Origin of the sequence: Streptomyces sp. WMMC940, assembly GCF_027460265.1 — a bacterium.
GTDB lineage: Bacteria > Actinomycetota > Actinomycetes > Streptomycetales > Streptomycetaceae > Streptomyces.
This window is the reverse complement of the sequence record NZ_JAPZBC010000001.1, coordinates 6,485,369-6,506,788: the sequence shown is the minus strand read 5'-3', so window position 1 is coordinate 6,506,788 and position 21,420 is coordinate 6,485,369. Positions and strand designations below refer to the sequence as shown.

Here is a 21,420-nt window from a genome sequence, read left to right as displayed (position 1 = left end):
CAGGGGCTCGTGCGGCCGGGACCCGTCAGAACGGCCTACGGCCGATGATCTTGCCGGCCCGGGCGCCGACGCCCCAGGCGGTGACCCGCCACAGCGCCTCGACGACGATGTCTCGGCTCATCTTGGAGTCGCCCAGTTCGCGCTCGACGAAGGTGATCGGCACCTCCACCACGTGGAACCCCGCCTCCACGGCCCGCCGGGCGAGGTCCACCTGGAAGCAGTAGCCCTGCGAGGCCACACCGTCCAGCCCCAGCCCTTCGAGGGTCTCCTTGCGGAAGGCGCGGAAGCCGCCCGTGACATCACGGATCGGGACACCGAGCAACAGTCGCGAGTAGGTGCTGCCGCCGCGCGAGAGGAACTCCCGGGACTTGGGCCAGTTCACGACGCGCCCGCCGGGCACCCACCGCGAGCCGAGCACGAGGTCGGCACCCTTGAGCGCGGTGAGGAGCCTGGGCAGCTCCTCCGGCTGGTGGGAGCCGTCGGCGTCCATCTCGACCAGGACGCCGTAGCCGTTGTCGATGCCCCAGCGGAAGCCCGCGAGGTAGGCGGCTCCGAGGCCCTCCTTGCCCTTGCGGTGCAGTACGTGGACCTGGCCGTCCTCGGCCGAGAGCTCGTCGGCGATCTTTCCCGTGCCGTCGGGGCTGTTGTCGTCGGCGACCAGGATGTCGGCCTCCGGCACGGCGGCACGCACCCGGGAGACGATCGGCTCGATGTTCTCCGCCTCGTTGTAGGTCGGAATGATCACCAAGGCTCTGCCGAGCGGGCCGTACCGCCTCTGACCGCCGTCTTTCATGCTGCCCCTTAACGTCCGTACGCAGGGACCCACCATAGCGAGCGCCGCCGGTGGGGCGACGACGGCACGGTGCGGGGCGAAGGGTGGGGCCCGGCGTCCTTCGGGCCGGCCTGGGAACCGCTGGCTGCGGGTCGACCGAGAGCCGTTGTCTACTGAACGCCGGGCCCCACCCGGGTCGCACCTTCCCCCGAGCTCCGTGGGAGCAGGGGGGACCCCCACCGGCCGCGGCCTTCCCTCGCCCCGAGGCGCGGGCGCTGGACCTGGCTCCCAGTGGTGGAGTGCCGGTGCGGCGCTCCACCCCCTGGCCCAGCGGCGTTCGACGACTGCGTGGAAGCCGGCCGGTCGGATGTCCTGTGGTGGACCTGCCGAACCTACCGGCCCACGGGCGCACTCTGTCAACAGTCGTGCGATCTGCGGCGATTGACCGTTCGGGCTGGTCAGCGACGAAGATCCGCAGGTCGTGGAGGAACCCGCACGGCGGCGACCTCCGGGAGGATTCGTCCCGATGTCACTCGCCCGGCCGTACGTAGACCGTTTGTCCGAAGACCACGGTCCGCAGGCACTCCGGGAGCGTGTTTCCGGGGGTGAGATCGGGCAGGCCGGGCGTCCCGGAACGGGGGTCGGTGGACCAGCGGGCGACCCGGTCGTCGGGCGCCTGGACGACGAGCTCACCGGTGCGCCAGACCGCGTAGTCCGCGGGGGCCCCGGGCACCAGCGTCCCCGCGTCGTCGCGTCCGACGGCGCGCCAGCCGCCGCGGGTGTGGGCGGTGAAGGCGGCGCGTACGGAGATCCGGTGCTCGGGCGTGCGGTGGAAGGCCGCGGCCCTGACGGTCCCCCACGGGTCGACGGGGGTGACCGGGCTGTCCGAGCCGAAGGCCAGCGGGACCCCGGCGCGCAGCAGGGCGGCGTACGGGTTGAGGGTGCGGGCCCGCTCGACGCCCAGGCGCTGCGCGTACATACCGGTGTCGCCGCCCCAGGCCGCGTCGAACGCGGGCTGCACCGAGGCGGTCAGACCGAGCTCGGCGAACGCGGCGACCGTTTCGGGGGTGAGCATCTCGGCGTGTTCGACCCGGTGGCGGGCGGCGCGGATCCGGGCGAGCCCGAGGGCGTCCGCGGCGGCCCTCACTCCGGCCACGACGTCGCCGATCGCGCGGTCGCCGATTGCGTGGAAGCCGGCCTGGAGCCCGGCCTCGGTGCACGCGGTGACATGCGCGGTGACGGCGGCCGCGTCGAGGTGGGCGGCACCGGTGTGCGGGGCGTCGGCGTACGGCTCGTTCAGGCAGGCGGTGTGCGAGCCGAGCGAACCGTCGGCGAAGAGGTCTCCGGCCGCTCCGGCGGCCCCGACGGCGCGGGCCCGCTCCACGTCCGTGTCGGCCCAGTAGCCCACGACGCGCGGCCCCGGCTCGTCGGCCGCCGTCTTGAGCAGCCCCGTGAAGTCGTCCTCGGAGGAGATGTCGGGCCCGCCGCACTCGTGGACGGTGCCGATGCCGAGGGACGCGGCGTGCCGCAGCGCGGCACGCTGGGCCCCTGCCCGCTGCCCTGGCGAGACCGAGGCGTACGCGGCCGCCCGGACGACGTGGTGCGCCTCGCCGGTGAGCGGCTCGCCGTCGCGGAAGCCGTCCGTGCCGCGGACCGCGGGCACGAGGTCGAGCATCGCGGTGGTGACCAGCGCCGAATGGACGTCGATCCGGGTGAGGTAGAGGGGGCGGCCGCCTGTGAGCCCGTCCAGCTCCTCGCGGCTGAGCGGACGCCGCTCGGGCCAGCGCGAGGCGTCCCAGCCGTGTCCGATGAGGACCCGGTCGGCGGGCCTGGTCCCGGCGTACGCCCGGATGCGTTCCGCCGCCTCGGCGAGCGAGGCGGCGGACGAGAGGTCGAGTCCGGTGAGTGACAGGCCCGTCGCCGTCGTGTGCACGTGCGCGTCCACGAAGGCCGGGGTGACGAGGGCGCCCTCCAGGTCGATCACCTCGTCCACCCCCCCGGCGAAGGCGTCCGCGGCCCCTTCGGAGCCCACCCAGGCGATGTGCCCGCGTTCGACCACCATCGCCGTGGCGAAGGGGTCGGCGGGGCTGTGGACTTCGCCACCGCGCAGCAGCACGGTGCGGTGTTCGGCCGGGGTCGCGCTCTCACTCATGGGAACAGCCTAGATTCGCGGCGGCCGTGCCTCGTACGGTGTGGAGAGCACCACCGTCGTGCGCGTGGAGACACCGGCCAGCGAGCGGATCTGCCCCAGCAGCTCCTCCAGCTCCAGCGGGGTACCGACCCGGACCTTGAGGATGTAGTTCTCGTCCCCGGCGACGCTGTGGCAGGCCTCGATCTCGGGAACGCCGGCCAGCCGCTCGGCGATGTCGTCGGGAGCACTGGGGTCGAAGGGTTTCACCGAGATAAACGCGGTGAGCGGCAGTCCGACCTCCTCGGGGTCGACGACGGCGGCGTACCCCCGGATGACGCCCCGCTGCTCGAGCCGGCGCACGCGCTGGTGCACCGCCGAGGTGGACAGGCCCGTGGCCTTGCCCAGATCGGTGTAGCTCATGCGCCCGTCCCTGACGAGCAACTCGACGATCTGACGATCCAGCTCCTCCATGCAGGTCAACCTATTGCCCCGGGCGCCCTCCGGCACAGTCGACCGCCCCCCGGGAGGGCACCTGCGGCAGGCATGTGACGAACACCACAGGCATGGGGCCGTGTCCGCCGGGGCCGCGCGGTTACCCCGCGCGCCGGGAGGGAAGTGCTTGCTGTGGTCGAGGCCGCAAGCGCCTGGTCGGCCCACCCGAGGGGGAGATTCTCCATGCAGAGCCTGAAGCGCACCGGACGTCACGAACCGGAGCCTGCTGATTCCGTCGTGTCCCACGAGGACGACGAGCTCGACTCCTACGAGACCTTCGAGATGTACCGGGTCGTCTGCCCGGACTGCGCGCAGCCGATCGCGCTGCTCGCGGACGAGCACGTGCTCCCCGAGCACGCACTGTGCCCGACGCCGTGGAACCCGTTCGTCCTCTCGGTCTGCGCCGGGACGGGCCGGGCGGCGGTGGAGGCCCGCCCCGCGGACGACACCCTCGAGGTCCAGGAACAGGACACGGCACTGCTGTTGACGCTCCCTCAGGGGCTGGACTGGCGGACGCAACCCTTCTCGCACGTGGGCGGCCCGGGTTCGCGGCCCCTGAAGGTGCCCCCGATGCGGCGGGCCGCCTGAGCGGCGGCTCCCCGGCCACCCCGGATCTCCCCCGCCCCTCGACGGCGCCGCTGTCGCGGTGCGGGATCGTCCGGTCCGGTTCCTCCGTCGTCTCCCGTCGACCGAAGGACATGTGACGGCACGTCACGTCCGGGGCGTACGACGGTCGTCCGCGGGGCGCGTACATCTCGCCCTGCGGCGCGTGCGCGCCGGAGGGCACCCGGCCGGGGCCGGGCCCGCCCGCCCCGGTGAGCGGGCGAACCGGTGCTCGAATGACGTCGAGGGTGACTCCGCGCGGCCGGAGGCCGTTTGGACGGGCATGACCGCGCAGCACCCCAAGGGCGGCCAGGGCCGCCGCTGGCTGATGACGTCACATCAAGAAGAATCGGTTCCGCATACGCCCGATCCGCCGATCTACCGCGAACTGCTGCACCGCTGGGCCAGCGCCGGACGGACCCTGCCGGGCCGCCGTGACCAGGAGTGGAACAGGCTCACGGCGGCACCGGTGTGGAGCGGGCGGACCGGCTGGGTCAGCGGGACTCTGGCCCGGCGAGGTGACGGGCGATGACCATCCGCTGGATCTGGTTGGTGCCCTCGACGATCTGGAGCACCTTGGCCTCGCGCATCAGCCGCTCCACCGGGAAGTCCGCGGTGTAGCCGTAGCCGCCGAGGATCTGCACGGCGTCGGTGGCGACCTGCATCGCGGTGTCCGTGCAGAACAGCTTGGCCATCGCCGCCTCCTTCGAGAACGGCAGGCCCCGGTCGCGCAGCCGCGCGGCGGCGAGGTACAGCGCACGGCCGGCCTCGACCTTCGTGGCCATGTCCGCGAGCATGAAACGCAGGCCCTGGAAGTCGGCGATGGGGCGGCCGAACTGCTTCCTGCCGGTGGCGTAGGCGAGGGACTCGTCGAGCGCGGCCTGAGCGACGCCGATCGCGCAGGCGGCGATGCCGAGGCGTCCCGAGTCGAGCGCGGAGAGCGCGATCGCGAAGCCCTGCCCCTCGTCACCGATCCGGCGGGCGTCGGCAACGCGTACGCCGTCGAAGTGGAGCTGGGCGGTGGGCGAGCCCTTCATGCCCATCTTCTTCTCGGGGGCCGCCGCGCTCAGCCCCTCGGCGTCGCCCGGCACGAGGAACGCCGAGATGCCGCGGGCGCCCTCGCCGCCGGTGCGGGCCAGCACGGTGTAGAAGTCGGCGACCCCACCATGGGTGATCCAGGCCTTGGTTCCGGTGATGACCCAGGCGTCGCCGTCGCGCTCGGCCTTCGTGCGCAGGGAGGCCGCGTCCGAACCGGACGACGGCTCGGAGAGGCAGTAGGCGCCCAGCAGCCCGCCGCCGAGCATCGCGGCGAGGTGTTCTCCGCGCTGCTCCTTGGTCCCGTAGCCGGCGAGCGCGTGGCAGGCCAGGGAGTGCACGCTGACGCCCAGGCCCACGGTGAGGCGGGCCGCGGCCAGTTCCTCGAGGACCTGCAGGTAGACCTCGTACGGCTGGTCGCCACCGCCGTACTCGGAATCGTAGGGGAGACCGAGCAGTCCCGACTCGGAGAGCAGGGAGAACAGCTCGCGCGGGAAGCGGCCCGCTTCCTCCTCCTCGGCCGCGCGTGGAGCGATCTCCCGCTGGACGATCTCTCGGACCAGGGTGATCAGATCCCTGGCCTCCTCGGTGGGCAGTGTGCGGTCCACCGGCTGCGGGGCGCGGTCGGGCATGGCGGCGCTCTCCTCCCTGTCGGGCGCTGCGGCGGTCGCGCGCGAAGGGTTGGGCGGCGCCGCCGGATGTCACTGGTGCGCCGATGCTGCCCTCCCGGATCACGGAAGTGGCTGACCAGCGGCTGTGGCGGCTTGAGTATGCCCCATCGGACGCCGTCCGTCACGGGCGGAATTCACCTCGTGGGGCCTGGGCGGACGAGCGCCCGACCGCGCCGCACTCCCCCGCTCACCGCGTGCACCCCGTGCACCGGCGTTCCGTAGCGGCACGGCTACCGGACTCGCCCCGGGCACCGGCGGGTCCCCGCGGTCGACCGGCTGAGCGGCAGGCACCGGGGCGGAGCGTTGGAGCCGTTCGGGCCCCCCGCCCCCCATACGCGCGTGCGGGCCGTCAGAGGAGCCCTGCCTGGGTGACGAGCATCGCCAGGACCACCACGAGCACCCATCCCATGATGTGCTCGACGATCTTGGGGCCGTCGTCCTGTGGGCCTCCGGTGCGGGCCCGGGCGACGGTGGTGTCGGCGGTGGTCGTGGTCATGTCGGCTCGCTCGGTCGTCCTTGTGGTTCCGGTCGCCCCCGGCAGCCCCGGCCGCGCCCTCACGGGGGTGCGGGCGACCTGCCCCGACCACAGTGCCAGGCGCGCCGCCCGCGGGCAGTGACACCGGTCACGGCCCCGGGCGCGGCCGGTGGCTCGTCAGTCGATACCGAGGGCGGCGAGGGCCTTGCGCTGGGCGGCCGTCGGGCGTTCGGGCCAGAAGAGGTAGCAGACGCCGCCTGTGCCGGACGCCACTTTCCCGTTCGCGTCGTACCGCTTGGTGCGGAGCCAGATCGTCTCCCACTCCGCCCGCCGGTACACCCGGCGCACGGCCTCGTTGCTGGGCGAGGCGGGGTCGTTCGCGATCACGTCCCCGCCGGCGGTGAAGCCGATCACGGTCATCAGATGGCCGGAGGTGCCGTAGCCCGCGCCGGTCAGCTCCCCCTTCACGAAGGACTGGGAGGTGACGGCGGGGATGCCGGCACCGACCAGTGTCTCGAGCTGTCCGAGCGACTCCAGCCTGGTGACCACGGCGTTCATCTCGCGGTAGGTGGCCGCGTAGGCGGCGTTGAACGGCCAGTTCCCGCAGCCCTCGTACTGGTGGTCGTAGGTGTGGCGGGCCGCGTGGCAGACCTGGGGGTCGGCGAAGTCCGGGTCGACCCAGGCCAGCTCCCCGGCCGTCGGCCTGCGGCCCCAGTACTCGACGATCATCTGCGAGGACGTGGGGCTGCACCAGGCCTCGCCGCCGTTGTCGTACTCGGGGTACTGGCCGAGGTGGGTGTTCTGCGAGTAGCGAGGCACCACCAGCTCACGGGCCACCCGGGGCGGGGAGGCCGGCACGGTGAAGCGGTCCGGGACGTCCGAGGCCATGGCACCGACGCGCCACACGGTCGGAGTGAGGGCCGTCCCCGGCCTGCGGTAGAGGGTCAGCCGGATCCGGTGGGAGACCAGCCGCAGCCCGCTCGCCGGGTCGTTCACCGAGAAGGTGTCGGTCCAGACACGGCCCCTGCCGTCGGTCTGGCCGTCGACCGAGGTGCGCAGGATGTCCCCGTCGCCGGCCGCCCAGCGGCCCATGACGAACCACGGGGTCGTGCTGCCGTCGCTGTAGGTGCCGGACAGTTCCGTCTGCAGCCAGGTTCCGGCCGGGGTGCGGGCGTTCCAGGAGGCGATGACCTCGGTGGCGGCCACCCGGGGGCGGTGTTCCGGCGAGGTCCAGCGCGCGTACTCCCAGGCCGTGGTGCGACCGGTGTGGGGGTCGGCGTACCGCGTGCGGCCCGCCGGGGCGCCGATCACCAGTCCCGGGCGGCTGCCCGCGACGGCGCGGGTGCCCGCGCCCTCACCGCTGCGCCAGTCCGTGCAGGAGTTCCAGAAACGGTTGTCCACGAGTGGACGGGGGGCCGCGCCTGGCGCCGGAACACCGGTGGCGGCCGCGGTGGCGGCGGAGGTCAGGGCGCTTCCCCCGGCCGCGGCCGCGAGTGCCGCGGTGAGTACGGATCTGCGCGAGGCAGACGTGGTCATCGGACCTCCGGAAGCGGTCTCGGGGGTGCGTCGGTGGGCCAACTATCGCGGTTCCGGAAAGACTTCTGCCAGTGACTCGCACGGCGTCACCCCGACCAATATTGGTCTCGACCAGCGGCATGTCCTGCGACGGCCCGGTGGCCGACCCGGCCGTCCCCTTAGGGTGATCCCCATGAGCCGCCCCCTGTCCCTCGAACGCGCCGCCGCGGGTCTGCGCGCACTGCCGCCCTCCTGCGGCCCGGTCCGGCTGATCGCGGTCGACGGCCACGCGGGCTCCGGCAAGAGCACGTTCGCCGCCGGGCTCGCGGAGGCACTCGGTGGAGCGCCGGTGCTGCGCCTCGACGACGTCGCCACCCACGACGAACTCTTCTCCTGGACCGGCCGATTGGTTGAACAGGTGATCGACCCGTGGTCGCGTGGCGAGAGCGGGATGTATCGCCCGTACGACTGGAACCTCCGCCGCTTCGGGGCGCCACGCGCCCTGCCCGCGGCGCCGGTCGTCCTGGTCGAGGGCGTGGGCGCGGGCCGCCGGGCGCTGCGGCCCCATCTGGCCGCCCTGCTGTGGATGGAGCGGGGCCCGCGGGAGTCGTGGATACGCGGCCGGCGCCGCGACGGACCGGAGCTCTCCGGCTTCTGGGACGGCTGGACCGTGGCGGAGAGCCGCCATTTCGCGGACGACCCCTCGCGCCCGTTCGCCGACACCCTGGTACGCGAGTTGCCCGAGGGGTACGAGTGGCTGCCAGGGCCGGGTGCGACCGCAGGGGTGAACCATCCCCTCACGGAATGTGACCACCTCCGACCACCGTACTGAGCAGTCGGAAATCCACCCTGCCGGGTGCCCCAACTCCGCTTGACCCAGGGCCCTTACAGGTCTTACGTTCTCAATGTGCGGCTTTTCGGAGTCGCCCGGACGCGAAGCCCCCGGTTGTTCCCCCGTGATCGGGGGCTTCGTTCTGCCCCTCGGCACGTTCCCCCGGCACTCCTCGGGCATTCCACGCTCACCCAGGGTGACCGTACGCGCCCTGCTCTCGCGCCCTTAATCAGCCGCCCCCTGCGCAGGTACGATGCACCCCGGTGCGGTCAATTCCCGTCCGCGACACGGTGGTTCGGCACGCTCCGCCGGGCGTCCGCCCGGTGGGACAGCACGGGGGCAGGTATGTGGGGGACCCGATGGACATCGGCACGCAGGGCTCACCGGCCCCGGCCGACCTCGCCTGGGTGCGCGGCGTGGACGCCTACACCATGGGCGCGTACCCGCAGGCGGAGGAGGAGTTCAGGAGCGCGGTGCGGCTCGACCCCGGGATGGCCGACGGCTGGCTCGGACTGCACGCCCTGCGTGTGGACACCACCACCGCGCTGCTGAGGATGTACCGGAACCGGGAGCGCTTCGGCGAGCAGCGGGGCCGTCACCGCCGCACGCTGAACTCCTGGTACTGGCTCGGCTGGTGGGTGCAACCCGTGCTGGAGAGCCCGCGCGACCTCCTGCTCGCGCACGCCTCCCACTGGCTGGACGGACGCCATGTGCCCGAGCTGGACCGGGCGCTCGCGGGGCTGCCGCCGGTCGACGCCGATCCGCAGGTCCGGTTTCTGCACGCCTGCCGCGCCTACCTGGTCAAGGACTGGGAGCAGCTGGTGCGGCACACCGAACCGCTCGTGGACGATCCGCTGCTCGGGATCGAGGCCGGCCTGTTCGCCGGCATGGCGCGGGTGCGACTGGAGATGTACGGGCAGGCGGAGCCGCTGCTGTCCGCGGCGCTGATGCGCTGCCGCAGCGAGCAGCCCCAGCGCAAGGAACTCCGCTACTGGCTTGCCCGGGCCCACGAGGGCACCGGCCGAAGCGCTGCCGCGCTGCCGCTGTACCGGGCCGTGCACCGGGTGGACCCGGCCTTCATGGACACCTCGGCCCGGCTCACCGCGATCGCCGACTACGACGGCATCGACGGGTTCGACGGGACGGACGAGGTCGCCGGCCTGGCCACCGTGTCGCTGGCGGGCGCGGGAGCGGGTGCGGGGCAGGACGCGGCGGACGCCCAGCCGGCCGAGGCCGAGGCGCCCTTCGTACCCGAACCGCGCTACGGGAGCGAGCCCCAGCCTCCGCTCGGGTCCGCGGCCGCCGCGGGCCCGGCCGACCGGGTGCGGGAGAAGTCGGGGGCTCCGCGCCGGTCGGCGCCGCCGTTCCCGTCCGGGCCCACCGATCCGGTGCTGCTCGCCGAGGCGCTCGCGGAGCTGGAGCGGATGGTGGGCCTGGAGCCGGTGAAACGGCAGGTGAAGGCCCTCTCCGCACAGCTGCACATGGCCCGGCTGCGGGCCGGGCAGGGCCTTCCCGTCCAGCCCCCGAAGCGGCACTTCGTCTTCTCCGGCCCGTCCGGCACCGGCAAGACGACCGTGGCCCGCATCCTGGGCCGGGTCTTCTACGCGCTCGGGCTGCTGGGCGGCGACCACCTGGTGGAGGCGCAGCGCTCCGACCTGGTCGGGGAGTTCCTGGGCCAGACCGCGGTGAAGGCCAATGAGCTGATCGACTCCGCGCTCGGCGGCGTGCTGTTCGTGGACGAGGCGTACGCGCTCTCCAACACCGGCTACAGCAAGGGCGACGCCTACGGGGACGAGGCACTGCAGGTGCTGCTGAAGCGGGCCGAGGACAACCGGGACCATCTGGTGGTCATCCTCGCCGGATACCCGGAGGGCATGGACCGGCTGCTGGCCACCAACCCCGGGCTGTCCTCGCGGTTCACCACCCGGGTCGACTTCCCCTCGTACCGGCCGCTGGAGCTGACGGCGATCGGCGAGGTGCTCGCGGCGGCCAACGGTGACCTGTGGGACGAGGAGGCGCTGGACGAGCTGCGGTCGATCAGCGGCCATGTGGTGGACCAGAGCTGGATCGACGAACTGGGCAACGGCCGCTTCCTGCGCACGCTGTACGAGAAGAGCTGTGCCTACCGGGACCTGCGCCTCTCGGGGTACGCGGGCACGCCGACGCGCGAGGACCTGGCGACGCTGCGGCTGCCCGATCTGATGCAGGCGTACGGGGAGGTGCTCTCGGGCCGCGGTCCGCGGGACCGCGGCCCCCAGGACCCCACCGGGCCGTGAACCCTCCGGATCACGCGACCGGAACGGCCCGTGGCCGGAGGCACCGTCGCGGCGCCTCCGGCTCCGGACGGACGGACGGAGCCGGAGGCGTCACACTCCGCTCGGGCTCGGCTGCTGGGAGCGCACGTCCTGCTGGTGCGGCGGATCCGTCCGCAGACCGCCCCGCAGGACCGTCGCGTGGGAGCCGCGGACGGGCGCGGGGGGCGGCACCGGACGGTGGGCCGGGTCGCGCACCTCTCCCACCAGCATCTCGAGGACGTCCTCCAGGGCGACGAGGCCCAGGACGCGTCCCGAAGCGTCGGCGACCTGGGCCAGATGCGTGGCCGCGCGGCGCATCACGGTGAGCGCGTCGTCGAGCGGCAGTTCCGACCGCAGCGTGGCCATGGGGCGCCAGATGTGCTGCGGTACGGCCCGCTCGTCGTCCTCCAGGTCCAGGACGTCCTTGACGTGGAGGTAGCCCATGAACCTCCCGCTGCCCTCGCCGCGCACGGGGAACCGGGAGTAGCCCGTACGGACGGTCAGCTCCTCGATCTGTCTCGGCGTCACCGAGGGCGGCACCGTGACCAGGGAGGACCGGGCGATCAGGACGTCCGTGACGGGGCGGCTGCCCAGCTCCAGGGCGTCCCCGAGACGCTCCTGCTCCTCCGGGTCGAGCAGTCCGGCCTGACCGGCGTCCTCGACCAGCCGGCCCAGCTGGTCGCTGGTGAAGACCGCCTCGACCTCGTCCTTCGGCTCGACCCCGAACAGCCTCAGCACCAGCCGGGAACAGGCGCCGAACGCCGCGGTCACCGGGCGGCACAGCCGGGCGAACCCGACCAGCGCGGGGCTGAGCCAGAGCGCGGTCCTCTCCGGTGCGGCCATGGCCAGGTTCTTCGGCAGCATCTCGCCGACGACGAGGTGCAGGAAGACCACGACGGCGAGGGCGATCACGTAACCGAGGGGGTGGACCAGCGCCTCGGGCACCCGCAGGGCGTGGAACACCGGCTCCAGCAGGTGCGCCACGGTCGGCTCGGCGACCGCGCCCAGGGTCAGCGAGCAGACGGTGATGCCGAACTGGGCCGCCGCCATCATCTGCGGCAGGTTCTCGAGCCCGTGCAGGACCTGCCGGGCCCGGGAGGAGCCCTGGGCTGCGAGCGGTTCCACCTGGCTGCGGCGCACCGACACGAGAGCGAACTCCGCGCCGACGAAGAAGCCGTTCGCGAGCACGAGGAGCAGCGCGAACAGCAGCTGGAGGACGCTCACCGGGCGGCCTCCGCCATGGCCTTGGCGTTCGCCGTGCGGACGAGCCTGACCCGTTCGGCGCGGTAGCGGTCGACCTGGCGGACCGAGAGCCGCCAGCCGGGCAGCTCCGCGCGGTCGCCGGGCGCCGGGATCCGGCCGAGGATGTCGGCCACCAGGCCGGCGACGGTCTCGTACGGGCCGTCGGGCACGTCGAGGCCTATCCGCCGCAGCGTGAGGACGCGGCAGCTGCCGTCGGCCTCCCAGGCCGGGCTGCCGTCCTCGGGCGGGGCCGGGGCCAGCTCGGGCACGCCGTCGGCCTCGGCGTCGTGCTCGTCGCGGACCTCGCCGACGATCTCCTCGACGATGTCCTCCAGGGTGACGACGCCGGCGGTGCCGCCGTACTCGTCGACGACCACGGCGATGGGCTGCTCGTTGCGCAGCCGCCCGAGCAACTGCCGCACCGGCAGGGTCTCGGGCACGAGCAGCGGGGGCACGGCGATACGGCCGACCGGGGTGCGCAGCCGCGCGTGCGCCGGCACCGCCAGGGCGTTCTTGAGGTGGACCATGCCGACGATCTCGTCGATGCGGTCCCGGTAGACGGGGAACCGGGAGAGGCCGGTGGCCCGGGTCAGATTGAGGACGTCAGCCGCGGTCGCGTCGGACTGCAGGGCGCTCATCTTCACCCGCGGGGTCATCACGTGCTGGGCGGTGAGCCCGCCGAGCGACAGGGTCCTGACGAACAGGTCCGCCGTGTCCTCCTCCAGGGCACCGGCCCGGGCCGAGTGACGGGCCAGGGAGACCAGTTCACCGGGGGTACGGGCGGAGGCCAGCTCCTCGGCGGGCTCCACGCCGAACGCCCGCACGAGACGGTTGGCCACGGCGTTGAGCAGCGCGATCACCGGCCGGAACACCGCCGAGAAGCGGTGCTGCGGACCGGCCACGAACCGGGCGACCTGCAGAGGCCGCGACACGGCCCAGTTCTTCGGGACGAGCTCGCCGACCACCATCTGGACGGCGGAGGCGAGCAACATGCCGATCACGACGGCGACGCCGGGGACGGCCCCGCCGGGAATCCCGGCCGCGGCGAGCGGGCCGCCGAGCAGCCGGGCGAGCGCCGGCTCGGCCAGCATGCCGACGACGAGGGAGGTGATGGTGATGCCGAGCTGGGTGCCGGACAGTTGGAACGACAGCTCGCGCAGGGCCCGGACGACGGTCCCGGCGCGGCGGTCGCCCTCGGCGGCGGCGCGTTCGGCGTCCGCGCGCTCCACGGTGACCAGGCCGAACTCGGCGGCCACGAAGAACCCGTTGGCGAGGATGAGCAGGAATGCCGCGAAGAGCAGCAGTAGCGGGATGATCATGCCGCCGCCTCCTGGGAGGGGGCGGCGCAGGTACTACCGGACGATCCGTCCATTGCCGGAGGGGGTCACTCCTCGGGTCGCAGGGGTGCCTCACGGGCCGTGGCCGGCCCACAGGTGTGAGGCGGAGGCGCACTCGGCGCCTCCGGGTCAAGAGTAATCACGAGTCCGCCCCGAGGGGCAGGGGCTCAGCGGTCGTCCGTGCCGGTGCCTCGCGATTCGGCGAGCATCCGGAGCGCCCGGGCGTCGCGGATGGCGTGGTGGCGGGCGATTCCGGGCTGGATCCCCAGGACCGGCAAGCTGGTGCCGTCACTCAGATCGAGGAACACCCAGGGGTCACCCGGACGGAGGTTGACACGGAGGATCTCCGCCCAGTCGAGCCGGCGGGTCCGGGTCAGGTTGACGACCGTGACGCCCCGGTCGTCGGCGACGACCTTGGGGCGGCTGAGCAGCGCCAGCACGGCGAAGAACAGCACCGCGGTCAGGACGAAGCTGATCCGCTCCCCCGGACTGAGTTTCTCCAGCGCGACGGCGACCGCGGTGATCACCGCGAACATCACGGTCCCGACGGACAGCAGGACCGCCCGCGTGCGGGTGGGCCGGAAGGTCACCGGGAGCGTGGGCAGCTCCTGTTGGTCCATGTGCATGCTCCGTGCCGTCCCGGTCCTCAGAGTCGGCAGGCGTGGATCGCCGTCGTCAGGATCGCGCGCGCACCCAGGTCGTAGAGGTCGTCCATGATCCGCTGCGCCTCCTTGGCCGGGACCATCGCGCGGACGGCCACCCAGCCCTCGTGGTGGAGCGGTGAGACGGTCGGCGACTCCAGGCCCGGGGTGAGGGCGACGGCCTTCTCCAGGTGCTCGACCCGGCAGTCGTAGTCCATCATCACGTAGGAGCGGGCGACCAGGACGCCCTGGAGGCGGCGGAGGAACTGCTGCACCTTGGGGTCGTCGGCCTCGGCGCCCGTACGGCGGATCACGACGGCCTCGGAGGTGAGGATCGGCTCGCCGATGACCCCGAGGCCGGCGTTGCGCAGGCTCGTGCCGGTCTCCACGACGTCGGCGATGACCTGGGCGACGCCCAGCTCGATCGCGGTCTCCACGGCTCCGTCGAGGTGGACGACGGACGCGTCGATGCCCTTGTCCGCGAGGTGCTTGGCGACGATGCCCTCGTACGAGGTGGCGATCGTCAGCCCGCCGAACTCCTCGACGCCGGAGGCCGTTCCGGGCTTGGTGGCGTAGCGGAACGTGGAGCGGGCGAAGCCGAGCTGGAGGATCTCCTCGGCGTTGGCGCCGGAGTCGAGGAGCAGGTCCCGCCCGGTGATCCCGATGTCGAGGCGGCCCGAGCTGACGTAGATCGCGATGTCGCGCGGGCGGAGGTAGAAGAACTCGACCTCGTTCTCGGGGTCGACGAGCACGAGTTCCTTGGAGTCCTTGCGCTGGAGGTAGCCCGCCTCATGGAGCATCTCCCCCGCAGGTCCGGCGAGTGAACCCTTGTTGGGGACGGCGATGCGCAGCATGAGACGGGCTTCCTTCGGGTGCGTAGGTGCTTGTGCGGGGAGTGTTCGGGTGTACGGGACGAGTGTGCTCAGAGATGGGCGTAGACGTCGTCGAGGCTGATCCCGCGCGCGACCATCATCACCTGGACGTGGTACAGCAGCTGCGAGATCTCCTCGGCGGCGGCTTCCTTGCCCTCGTACTCGGCGGCCATCCACACTTCGGCGGCCTCCTCGACGACCTTCTTGCCGATGGCATGGACGCCCTTGTCCACCAGCTCGGCGGTGCGGGAGGTCGCGGGGTCGCCGTTGGCGGCCTTGTGCTGGAGCTCGGCGAAGAGCTCCTCGAACGTCTTCTTGGACATGGTGGTCCCACCCTACGCGGAAGTGGGCTCTCCTCAGCGCCAGGGTTCGGATACTGAACGCAGCGTCGCCGCGGTCGCCACCGCGGCGGTGACCGCCTCGTGTCCCTTGTCCTCGTTCGAGCCCTCCAGACCGGCCCGGTCGAGCGCCTGCTCCTCCGTGTCGCAGGTGAGCACGCCGAAGCCGACGGGGACGCCGGTGTCGACGGAGACCTGGGTCAGGCCCTGGGTGACGCCCTGGCACACGTAGTCGAAGTGGGGCGTGCCGCCGCGGATCACGACTCCGAGCGCCACGACGGCGTCGTAGCCGCGGCCGGCCAGCACCTTGGCGACGACGGGGAGCTCGAAGCTGCCGGGGACCCGCAGCAGGGTCGGCTCGTCGATGCCCAGCTCGTGCAGGGCACGCAGGGCGCCGTCGACGAGTCCGTCCATGATCTTCTCGTGCCACTGGGCCGCGATGACGGCCACGCGGAGGTCTCCGCAGTTGCGTACGGACAGTTCGGGTGCGCCCTTGCCGCTCACGTGTCTCCTCGTTCCTGTTCCTACTGGTTACCGCAGGTCTTACTGGTTGCCGCAGGTCGACGCCGTCACGGAGTCGAGCCAGGGCAGGTCGTGCCCCATGCGGTCGCGCTTGGTGCGCAGGTACCGCAGGTTGTGCTCGCCCGCCTGCACGGGCATGGCCACGCGGTCGACGACCTTCAGCCCGTGCCGCACCAGGGCGGCGGTCTTGTCGGGGTTGTTGGTCATCAGCCGCAGGCTGCGTACGCCGAGGTCGTCCAGGATCCGGGCGCCGGCGGCGTAGTCGCGGGCGTCCGCGGGCAGCCCGAGCTCGAGATTGGCGTCCAGCGTGTCACGGCCCTGTTCCTGCAGCTCGTACGCGCGGAGCTTGGAGACCAGTCCGATGCCCCGGCCCTCGTGACCGCGGAGGTAGACGACCACACCGCGGCCGTGCTCGGTGATGCGCTCCATGGACTCCCGCAGCTGGGGGCCGCAGTCGCAGCGCAGCGAGTGGAAGATGTCGCCGGTGAGGCACTCGGAGTGGACGCGGACCAGGACGTCCTCGCCGTCACCGATGTCGCCGTGGACGAGCGCGATGTGCTCGACGCCGTCCACGGTGGAGCGGTAGCCGTAGGCCGTGAACGCGCCGTGCGCGGTGGGCAGGTCGACCTCGGCCTCGCGGCGGACGGTCGGCTCCGCGCTGCGGCGGTAGGCGATCAGGTCCTCGATGGAGATGATCGTGAGCCCGTGCTTGCGGGCGAACGGCACGAGTTCGGGCAGCCGCAGCATCACCCCGTCCTCGCCGGCGATCTCGACGATCGCGCCGGCGGGGCGCAGCCCGGCGAGCCGGGCGAGGTCCACGGCGGCCTCGGTGTGGCCCGGGCGCACCAGGACACCGCCGGGCCGGGCGCGCAGCGGGAAGATGTGGCCGGGGCGGACGAAGTCGGTCGCGTCCGCCGCGCCGCCCGCCAGCAGCCGCAGGGTGGTGGCACGGTCGGCGGCCGAGATGCCGGTGGTCACGCCGTGCGCGGGCCCGGCGTCGACGGAGACGGTGAAGGCCGTGCTCATCGACTCGGTGTTGTGCGCCACCATCTGGGGCAGCTCGAGCCGCTCCAGCTCCTCGCTCTCCATGGGCGCGCAGATCAGTCCGCGGCACTCGCTCATCATGAAGGCGACGATCTCCGGGGTGGCCATCTCGGCGGCGATGACGAGGTCGCCCTCGTTCTCGCGGTCCTCGTCGTCGACGACCACGACGGGCCGGCCGGCGGCGATGTCGCGAACCGCCTGCTCGACGGGGTCGAGGCGGAGGTCCTCCTCGCCGCCGTCGGCCGGGAACCAGGGCGAAGGGGCGACGGGACCCGCCGCGTCGGGCAGGGCGGTGGTGGGAGACGGGCGGACGCTCATGCTGCCGCTCCTTCCAGAGCAGTGGTCGTACGGGACCGGAGCCACCAGTCGCGCAGGCCCCACAGGACGAGCGCGCCGTAGATGACGTAGACGAAACCGGAGAAGGCGTAGTCGTTGGCGAAGTTCAGCGGCACGCCGACGAGGTCGACCAGGAGCCAGGCGAACCAGAACTCGACCATGCCGCGGGCCTGGGCGTACATGGCGACGAGCGTGCCGACGAAGATGTAGGCGTCCGGCCAGGGGTCCCACGACAGCGTGGGGTAGGCCGTGAAGAGCAGGGCGACGGCGACGGTGCCGAGGGCGGCCACGGCGAGCATGAGGCCGCGCTCGGGCCAGGTGGCGAAGCGGACTGCGATGGAGCCGTCCCGGGCCTGTTCCCGGCCCCGGGTCCACTGCCACCAGCCCCAGCCGGCCACGGCCATCACGACCACCTGCTTGCCGGCGCTGCCGGTCAGATGCGGGGCGAACGCGACGAAGAGGATGAGTCCGGACAGGAACTGGGCGGGCCAGGTCCATATGGAGCGGCGCCAGCCAAGTGCGAGCGCGATCAGCCCGATCACGTTGCCGGTCATGTCGGACCACTTGATGTGCTGGCCGAAGGCGGTGAACGCCTCGGAGTTCAGCCAGTCGACGGCGCTCACTCGGCGGTCCCCCCCGCACGGTGGGAGCGGTCGCCGAGCATCCGCTCGACGTACTTGGCGACGATGTCGACCTCGAGGTTGACCGGGTCGCCTGGCTCCTTGGTGCCGAGCGTGGTCAGCGCGAGGGTGGTGGGGATCAGGCTGACGGTGAAGTGGTCCCGGGCCGCGTCCACGACGGTGAGGCTGACGCCGTCGACCGTGATGGAGCCCTTCTCCACGACGTAGCGGGAGAGCTCGGCAGGGAGGGAGACCTTGACGATCTCCCAGTGCTCGGACGGGGTGCGCTCGACGATCGTGCCGGTGCCGTCGACGTGGCCCTGGACGATGTGCCCGCCGAAGCGTCCGTCGGCGACCATGGGCCGCTCCAGGTTGACCCGGGAGCCGGCCTCCAGTGCGCCGAGGCCGGAGCGCTTCAGCGTCTCGGCCATCACATCGGCGGTGAACTCGCCGTCGACGGTCTCCACGACGGTGAGGCAGACGCCGTTGACGGCGATGGAGTCGCCGTGCGTGGCCCCCTCGGTGACGACGGGTCCGCGCACTCGGAAGCGGGAGGCGTCGCCGAGGTTCTCCACGGCGGTGACCTCGCCCAGCTCTTCGACGATTCCGGTGAACACTGTCAGGCTCCCTTGGGGACGGTCGCGGTGATGCGCAGATCGGGGCCGAGACGCACGGTCTCGGCCACGTCGAGCCGCAACGCTTCGGTGATGGTGGTGATTCCGGCGCCCGCGAGGGCCGCGGGGCCGTCGCCGAGGAGTACGGGCGCGAGGTAGCCGACGACTCGGTCGACGCTGCCCGCGGCGACGAAGGATCCGGCGAGTGTGGGGCCGCCTTCGAGGAGCACGGCGCGGACGCCCCGCGCGTACAGCGCTTCGAGGAGGGCGGGGACGGACAGGCCGCGGCCTTCCCGGGGCAGCCGCAGCACGCCGGGGAGGGCGGTCTCGGCGTCCTCGGCGACGGCGACCAGGGTGGGCGCGGCGTCGTCGAGGACCCGGGCGCCCGGCTTCACGGCCCGGGCGTCGGTGTCGAGCACCACCCGCAGCGGCTGGGTGGCGCCGTCGATGCCGCGGACCGCGAGGTGCGGGTCGTCGGCCCGGGCGGTGCCGGAGCCGACGACCACGGCGTCGGCCTCGGCGCGCAGCCTGTGGACGTCGGCACGGGACTCGGCCGAGCTGATCCAGCGGCTGGTTCCGTCGGCGGCGGCGATCCGGCCGTCGAGGGTGGCGGCGTACTTCCACACGACGTAGGGGCGGCGCAGCCGCACCGCGGTGAGCCAAGCGGTGTTCCCTGCCTCCGCCTCCTCCTCGAGAAGGCCCTGCTCGACCCGGACACCGGCCGCGCGCAGGGTGTCGGCGCCTCCGGTGGCCTGCGGGTTCGGGTCGGCGACCGCGTACACGACACGGGCGACCCCGGCCTCGACCAGGGCCTGGGCACAGGGGCCGGTGCGGCCGGTGTGGTTGCAGGGCTCGAGGGTGACGTACGCGGTGCCGCCGCGGGCGTGCTCGCCCGCTTCCCGGAGGGCGTGGATCTCCGCGTGGGGGCCGCCGGCGCGCTGGTGGAAGCCCTCGCCGACCCGGCGCCCGGACGCGTCGGTGACGACGCACCCGACGACCGGGTTGGGGCTGGTGGAGCCGAGACCGCGGGCGGCGAGCGCGACGGCTCGGCGCATGGCGTGCGTGTCGGCTGCGGTGGCCACCGGGTCCTCCTGCCTCTTCGGGCACGGACTCCGGGGCTGTCGATGTCGACAGAGAGCGAACAACACCTCGGGAAACGCCGGCGTCAACGGTTCCGATCGCCCCCGGAGGTGTCCTTCGAAGGCGATCAGCCGCTACGGCCGGCGGACCGCGAGAGCCGCCCGCCGCGCACTGCCTCCCATCCGGACTTTCACCGTCGGTCCAGGAATTTCACCTGGTCAACCGGCCGCTGGCTGCGGACGGGTCGCGGACTGTAACCGCCGGTTCGGAATTGCACCGACCCCGGAGTGCGCTGCTGCTGATACAGGCCCAGTGTGCCACGGGCGACCGCGGGCCATACGGGTGACCCTCTGTGTGCTGGCTCACAGGAGCCCCTCGCCCCGGAATGGTCCAGACCCATCGACCGCAATGATCCAGTCCTGTCGGGCTCTGCGTCACTTCCGCGGAGAAAGCCGCCCGGTGTGCGCACACGGGGCCAACACGACCCACCCCGGTGCCAGTTGTGACTCCACCCTCCCCATGAGCGCCGGCACGGGACTGAACAGGGGCGGTGACGGCGCGGTCGGGATCGACGACCTCTGGCACGACGGAGACACCGCGGGCGGGGAGCCGCCCGCCGGCTCCAGCCCGATGCGGCACGCCGAGAACCTGGAGCGCGGCGTCGTCGGCGACCACCTCACGCGGTACGGCTTCCCCGCCGGCACGCGTACCCGTCGAGGCAGCGGCACAGCGGACGCCCGCGGAGAGGCAGGCCCTCAGGGCGCCGGCGCGAAGAGCTCCGCCTGGGCCGCGTCCCGGGCCGCGAGCAGGGCACCCCGCAGCACGGCCTCACCGCCGAGCTCCGTCGGCCGAATGCCCGTGCGCAGCGGCGACAGGGCCGCCAGGCGCGCCTCCACCCGTCCGGCGAGGGCCGCGCCACCGGCGTACCCGATCTCCCCGCCGAGGACCACACAGCCGGGGTCGAGCACGGCGGCGACCGCGGCGGCCCCCACCGCCAACTGCCCGGCGAGCGCGTCGAGGAAGGCGTCACCCCGCCCGTCGGGGCACTCCCCCGCCGCCGCGGCCCGTACCGCCTCCTCGGCCGGCGCGTCGATGCCGTGGCGCACGGCGAGTTCCCGGACTGCGGCCGCGCCGGCCAGCGCGTGGAAACCGGCGTCGCAGCCCGTCGCGGACGGCAGTCCTCCGGTGCCGGGCACCGGCAGGAAGCCGATCTCACCCGCACCGCCCGACGCGCCCCGCCGCAGCGCTCCGCCGAGGACGACGGCCGCGCCGACCCCCTGGCCGAGCCAGAGCAGCACGAAGTCGTCCAGGCCGCGGGCGGACCCGAGGCGCTGTTCGGCGACGGCGGCGAGATTGGTCTCGTTCTCCACGAGCACGGCCGCCGGGAGCCGTTGCTGGAGGGCGGCGACGAGTCTGCGGTGCCAGGCGGGCAGCTTGCCGGAGTTCCGCAGCTCTCCCGTGACCGGGTCGACCAGCCCCGGCGCGCCGATGCCGACGCTGTGCAGACGCCGGACGCCGGCCTCGCGGGCAGCGCCCTCCAGCAGGGCCACGGCCCGCTCGACGGCCGGTTCCGTGCCCGTGTCGCTTCCGATGGGCAGCGTCGCCTCGGCCAGTGTGGTGCCCACCAGGTCCGCGACCACGACGGAGAGGCCCTGGGTGCGGACGTCGAGGGCCGCGAGGTGGGCGCGGTCGGCGACGATCCCGTACAGCCGGGCGTTGGGCCCGCGGCGCTGCTCGCCGGCCTCTCCCACGACCCGGACCAGTCCCGACACCTGGAGCCGTTCCACCAGGTCCGCGACGGACGGCCGGGAGAGTCCGGTGAGCGTCTTCAGCTGGCCTGCCGTCAACGGGCCCTGCTGCTGCAGCAGTCGCAGCGCGAGCCGGTCGTTGATGGCCCGGGCGGTGCTCGGGGATGCGGGCATGCCGGAATCCTTCCAGATGCCTGCCTCACTGC

The 21,420-nt window shown here is 73.0% G+C and carries 21 protein-coding genes, 1 pseudogene and 1 riboswitch; of the genes and pseudogenes, 5 read left to right on the top strand and 17 right to left on the bottom strand.

Going from position 1 to position 21,420, the window contains the following annotated elements:
* Positions 1-25: 25 nt before the first annotated feature.
* The 3 genes from O7595_RS28745 to O7595_RS28735 all read right to left on the bottom strand — a co-directional run bounded on the left by O7595_RS28745 (position 26) and on the right by O7595_RS28735 (position 3,374).
* Complete coding sequence (locus O7595_RS28745) at positions 26-793, bottom strand: polyprenol monophosphomannose synthase (protein WP_269731487.1); 768 nt, start codon at positions 791-793, stop codon at positions 26-28.
* A 508-nt stretch (positions 794-1,301) separates the two neighbouring features.
* Positions 1,302-2,924: an amidohydrolase gene (locus O7595_RS28740; RefSeq protein WP_269731486.1), complete on the bottom strand. Its 1,623-nt coding sequence runs from the start codon at positions 2,922-2,924 to the stop codon at positions 1,302-1,304.
* 9 nt (positions 2,925-2,933) lie between these two features.
* Entirely contained in the window at positions 2,934-3,374 is a 441-nt protein-coding gene (locus O7595_RS28735) for an Lrp/AsnC family transcriptional regulator (protein WP_269731485.1), read from the bottom strand.
* Positions 3,375-3,578: 204 nt separating this feature from the next.
* Here O7595_RS28735 and O7595_RS28730 point away from each other — a divergent pair, with 204 nt between their 5' ends.
* Both O7595_RS28730 and O7595_RS28725 read left to right on the top strand, forming a co-directional pair.
* Positions 3,579-3,983 carry a hypothetical protein gene (locus O7595_RS28730; protein WP_269731484.1) on the top strand — a complete coding sequence of 135 codons (405 nt, stop codon included), beginning with the start codon at positions 3,579-3,581 and terminating at the stop codon, positions 3,981-3,983.
* 298 nt (positions 3,984-4,281) lie between these two features.
* Positions 4,282-4,530: a hypothetical protein gene (locus tag O7595_RS28725; protein WP_443071756.1), complete on the top strand. Its 249-nt coding sequence runs from the start codon at positions 4,282-4,284 to the stop codon at positions 4,528-4,530.
* On the opposite strand, the gene O7595_RS28720 is transcribed toward O7595_RS28725, so the two are convergent.
* The 3 genes from O7595_RS28720 to O7595_RS28710 all read right to left on the bottom strand — a co-directional run bounded on the left by O7595_RS28720 (position 4,493) and on the right by O7595_RS28710 (position 7,715).
* Entirely contained in the window at positions 4,493-5,665 is a 1,173-nt protein-coding gene (locus tag O7595_RS28720) for an acyl-CoA dehydrogenase family protein (protein WP_269731483.1), read from the bottom strand. The genes O7595_RS28725 and O7595_RS28720 overlap by 38 nt on opposite strands.
* Positions 5,666-6,053: 388 nt before the next feature.
* Positions 6,054-6,200 carry an SCO1431 family membrane protein gene (locus O7595_RS28715; protein WP_269731482.1) on the bottom strand — a complete coding sequence of 49 codons (147 nt, stop codon included), beginning with the start codon at positions 6,198-6,200 and terminating at the stop codon, positions 6,054-6,056.
* 156 nt (positions 6,201-6,356) lie between these two features.
* Complete coding sequence (locus tag O7595_RS28710) at positions 6,357-7,715, bottom strand: peptidase C39 family protein (RefSeq protein WP_269731481.1); 1,359 nt, start codon at positions 7,713-7,715, stop codon at positions 6,357-6,359.
* 172 nt (positions 7,716-7,887) lie between these two features.
* Between O7595_RS28710 and O7595_RS28705 the strand changes: the two genes are divergently transcribed.
* Positions 7,888-8,526 (top strand): uridine kinase family protein, encoded by a 639-nt coding sequence (locus O7595_RS28705; RefSeq protein ID WP_269731480.1) that lies wholly within the window; start codon positions 7,888-7,890, stop codon positions 8,524-8,526.
* Positions 8,527-8,885: 359 nt separating this feature from the next.
* On the top strand, positions 8,886-10,802 hold the full coding sequence (locus tag O7595_RS28700; protein WP_269731479.1) for an AAA family ATPase: 1,917 nt from the start codon (positions 8,886-8,888) through the stop codon (positions 10,800-10,802).
* Between the two features lie 90 nt (positions 10,803-10,892).
* On the opposite strand, the gene O7595_RS28695 is transcribed toward O7595_RS28700, so the two are convergent.
* From O7595_RS28695 to ribD, 10 genes are all read right to left on the bottom strand, one after another.
* Positions 10,893-12,044, bottom strand: coding sequence for a hemolysin family protein (locus O7595_RS28695; RefSeq protein ID WP_269731478.1), 1,152 nt, complete (start codon positions 12,042-12,044; stop codon positions 10,893-10,895).
* Positions 12,041-13,381 carry a hemolysin family protein gene (locus tag O7595_RS28690; RefSeq protein ID WP_269731477.1) on the bottom strand — a complete coding sequence of 447 codons (1,341 nt, stop codon included), beginning with the start codon at positions 13,379-13,381 and terminating at the stop codon, positions 12,041-12,043. The genes O7595_RS28695 and O7595_RS28690 overlap by 4 nt, the downstream gene beginning before the upstream one ends.
* A 185-nt stretch (positions 13,382-13,566) precedes the next feature.
* Positions 13,567-14,019 (bottom strand): PH domain-containing protein, encoded by a 453-nt coding sequence (locus O7595_RS28685; RefSeq protein WP_269731476.1) that lies wholly within the window; start codon positions 14,017-14,019, stop codon positions 13,567-13,569.
* A gap of 26 nt (positions 14,020-14,045) precedes the next feature.
* Positions 14,046-14,894 (bottom strand): ATP phosphoribosyltransferase, encoded by an 849-nt coding sequence (gene hisG / locus O7595_RS28680; protein ID WP_269731475.1) that lies wholly within the window; start codon positions 14,892-14,894, stop codon positions 14,046-14,048.
* Between the two features lie 68 nt (positions 14,895-14,962).
* The gene (locus tag O7595_RS28675; protein ID WP_093658196.1) at positions 14,963-15,235 is read right to left on the bottom strand and encodes a phosphoribosyl-ATP diphosphatase; all 273 of its coding nucleotides are present in this window, start codon (positions 15,233-15,235) and stop codon (positions 14,963-14,965) included.
* 33 nt (positions 15,236-15,268) lie between these two features.
* Positions 15,269-15,754 carry a 6,7-dimethyl-8-ribityllumazine synthase gene (ribH, locus tag O7595_RS28670; RefSeq protein ID WP_269731474.1) on the bottom strand — a complete coding sequence of 162 codons (486 nt, stop codon included), beginning with the start codon at positions 15,752-15,754 and terminating at the stop codon, positions 15,269-15,271.
* 39 nt (positions 15,755-15,793) lie between these two features.
* Positions 15,794-17,134: a bifunctional 3,4-dihydroxy-2-butanone-4-phosphate synthase/GTP cyclohydrolase II gene (locus tag O7595_RS28665; protein WP_269731473.1), complete on the bottom strand. Its 1,341-nt coding sequence runs from the start codon at positions 17,132-17,134 to the stop codon at positions 15,794-15,796.
* Positions 17,131-17,775 carry a nicotinamide mononucleotide transporter family protein gene (locus O7595_RS28660; protein WP_269731472.1) on the bottom strand — a complete coding sequence of 215 codons (645 nt, stop codon included), beginning with the start codon at positions 17,773-17,775 and terminating at the stop codon, positions 17,131-17,133. Before O7595_RS28660 ends, O7595_RS28665 begins: the two co-directional genes overlap by 4 nt.
* Complete coding sequence (locus O7595_RS28655) at positions 17,772-18,389, bottom strand: riboflavin synthase (RefSeq protein WP_269731471.1); 618 nt, start codon at positions 18,387-18,389, stop codon at positions 17,772-17,774. The genes O7595_RS28660 and O7595_RS28655 overlap by 4 nt, the downstream gene beginning before the upstream one ends.
* 2 nt (positions 18,390-18,391) lie before the next feature.
* Positions 18,392-19,468, bottom strand: a complete 1,077-nt coding sequence (gene ribD, locus O7595_RS28650; protein WP_269731470.1) for a bifunctional diaminohydroxyphosphoribosylaminopyrimidine deaminase/5-amino-6-(5-phosphoribosylamino)uracil reductase RibD — start codon at positions 19,466-19,468, stop codon at positions 18,392-18,394.
* Between the two features lie 162 nt (positions 19,469-19,630).
* Positions 19,631-19,761: riboswitch (FMN riboswitch) on the bottom strand.
* A 230-nt stretch (positions 19,762-19,991) separates the two neighbouring features.
* Between ribD and O7595_RS28645 the strand changes: the two are divergent.
* A pseudogene (locus tag O7595_RS28645) lies at positions 19,992-20,174 on the top strand (hypothetical protein); the annotation flags it as partial.
* Positions 20,175-20,221: 47 nt separating this feature from the next.
* Here the strand turns inward: O7595_RS28645 and O7595_RS28640 are convergent.
* Entirely contained in the window at positions 20,222-21,388 is a 1,167-nt protein-coding gene (locus O7595_RS28640) for an ROK family transcriptional regulator (RefSeq protein WP_269731469.1), read from the bottom strand.
* Positions 21,389-21,420: the final 32 nt, after the last annotated feature.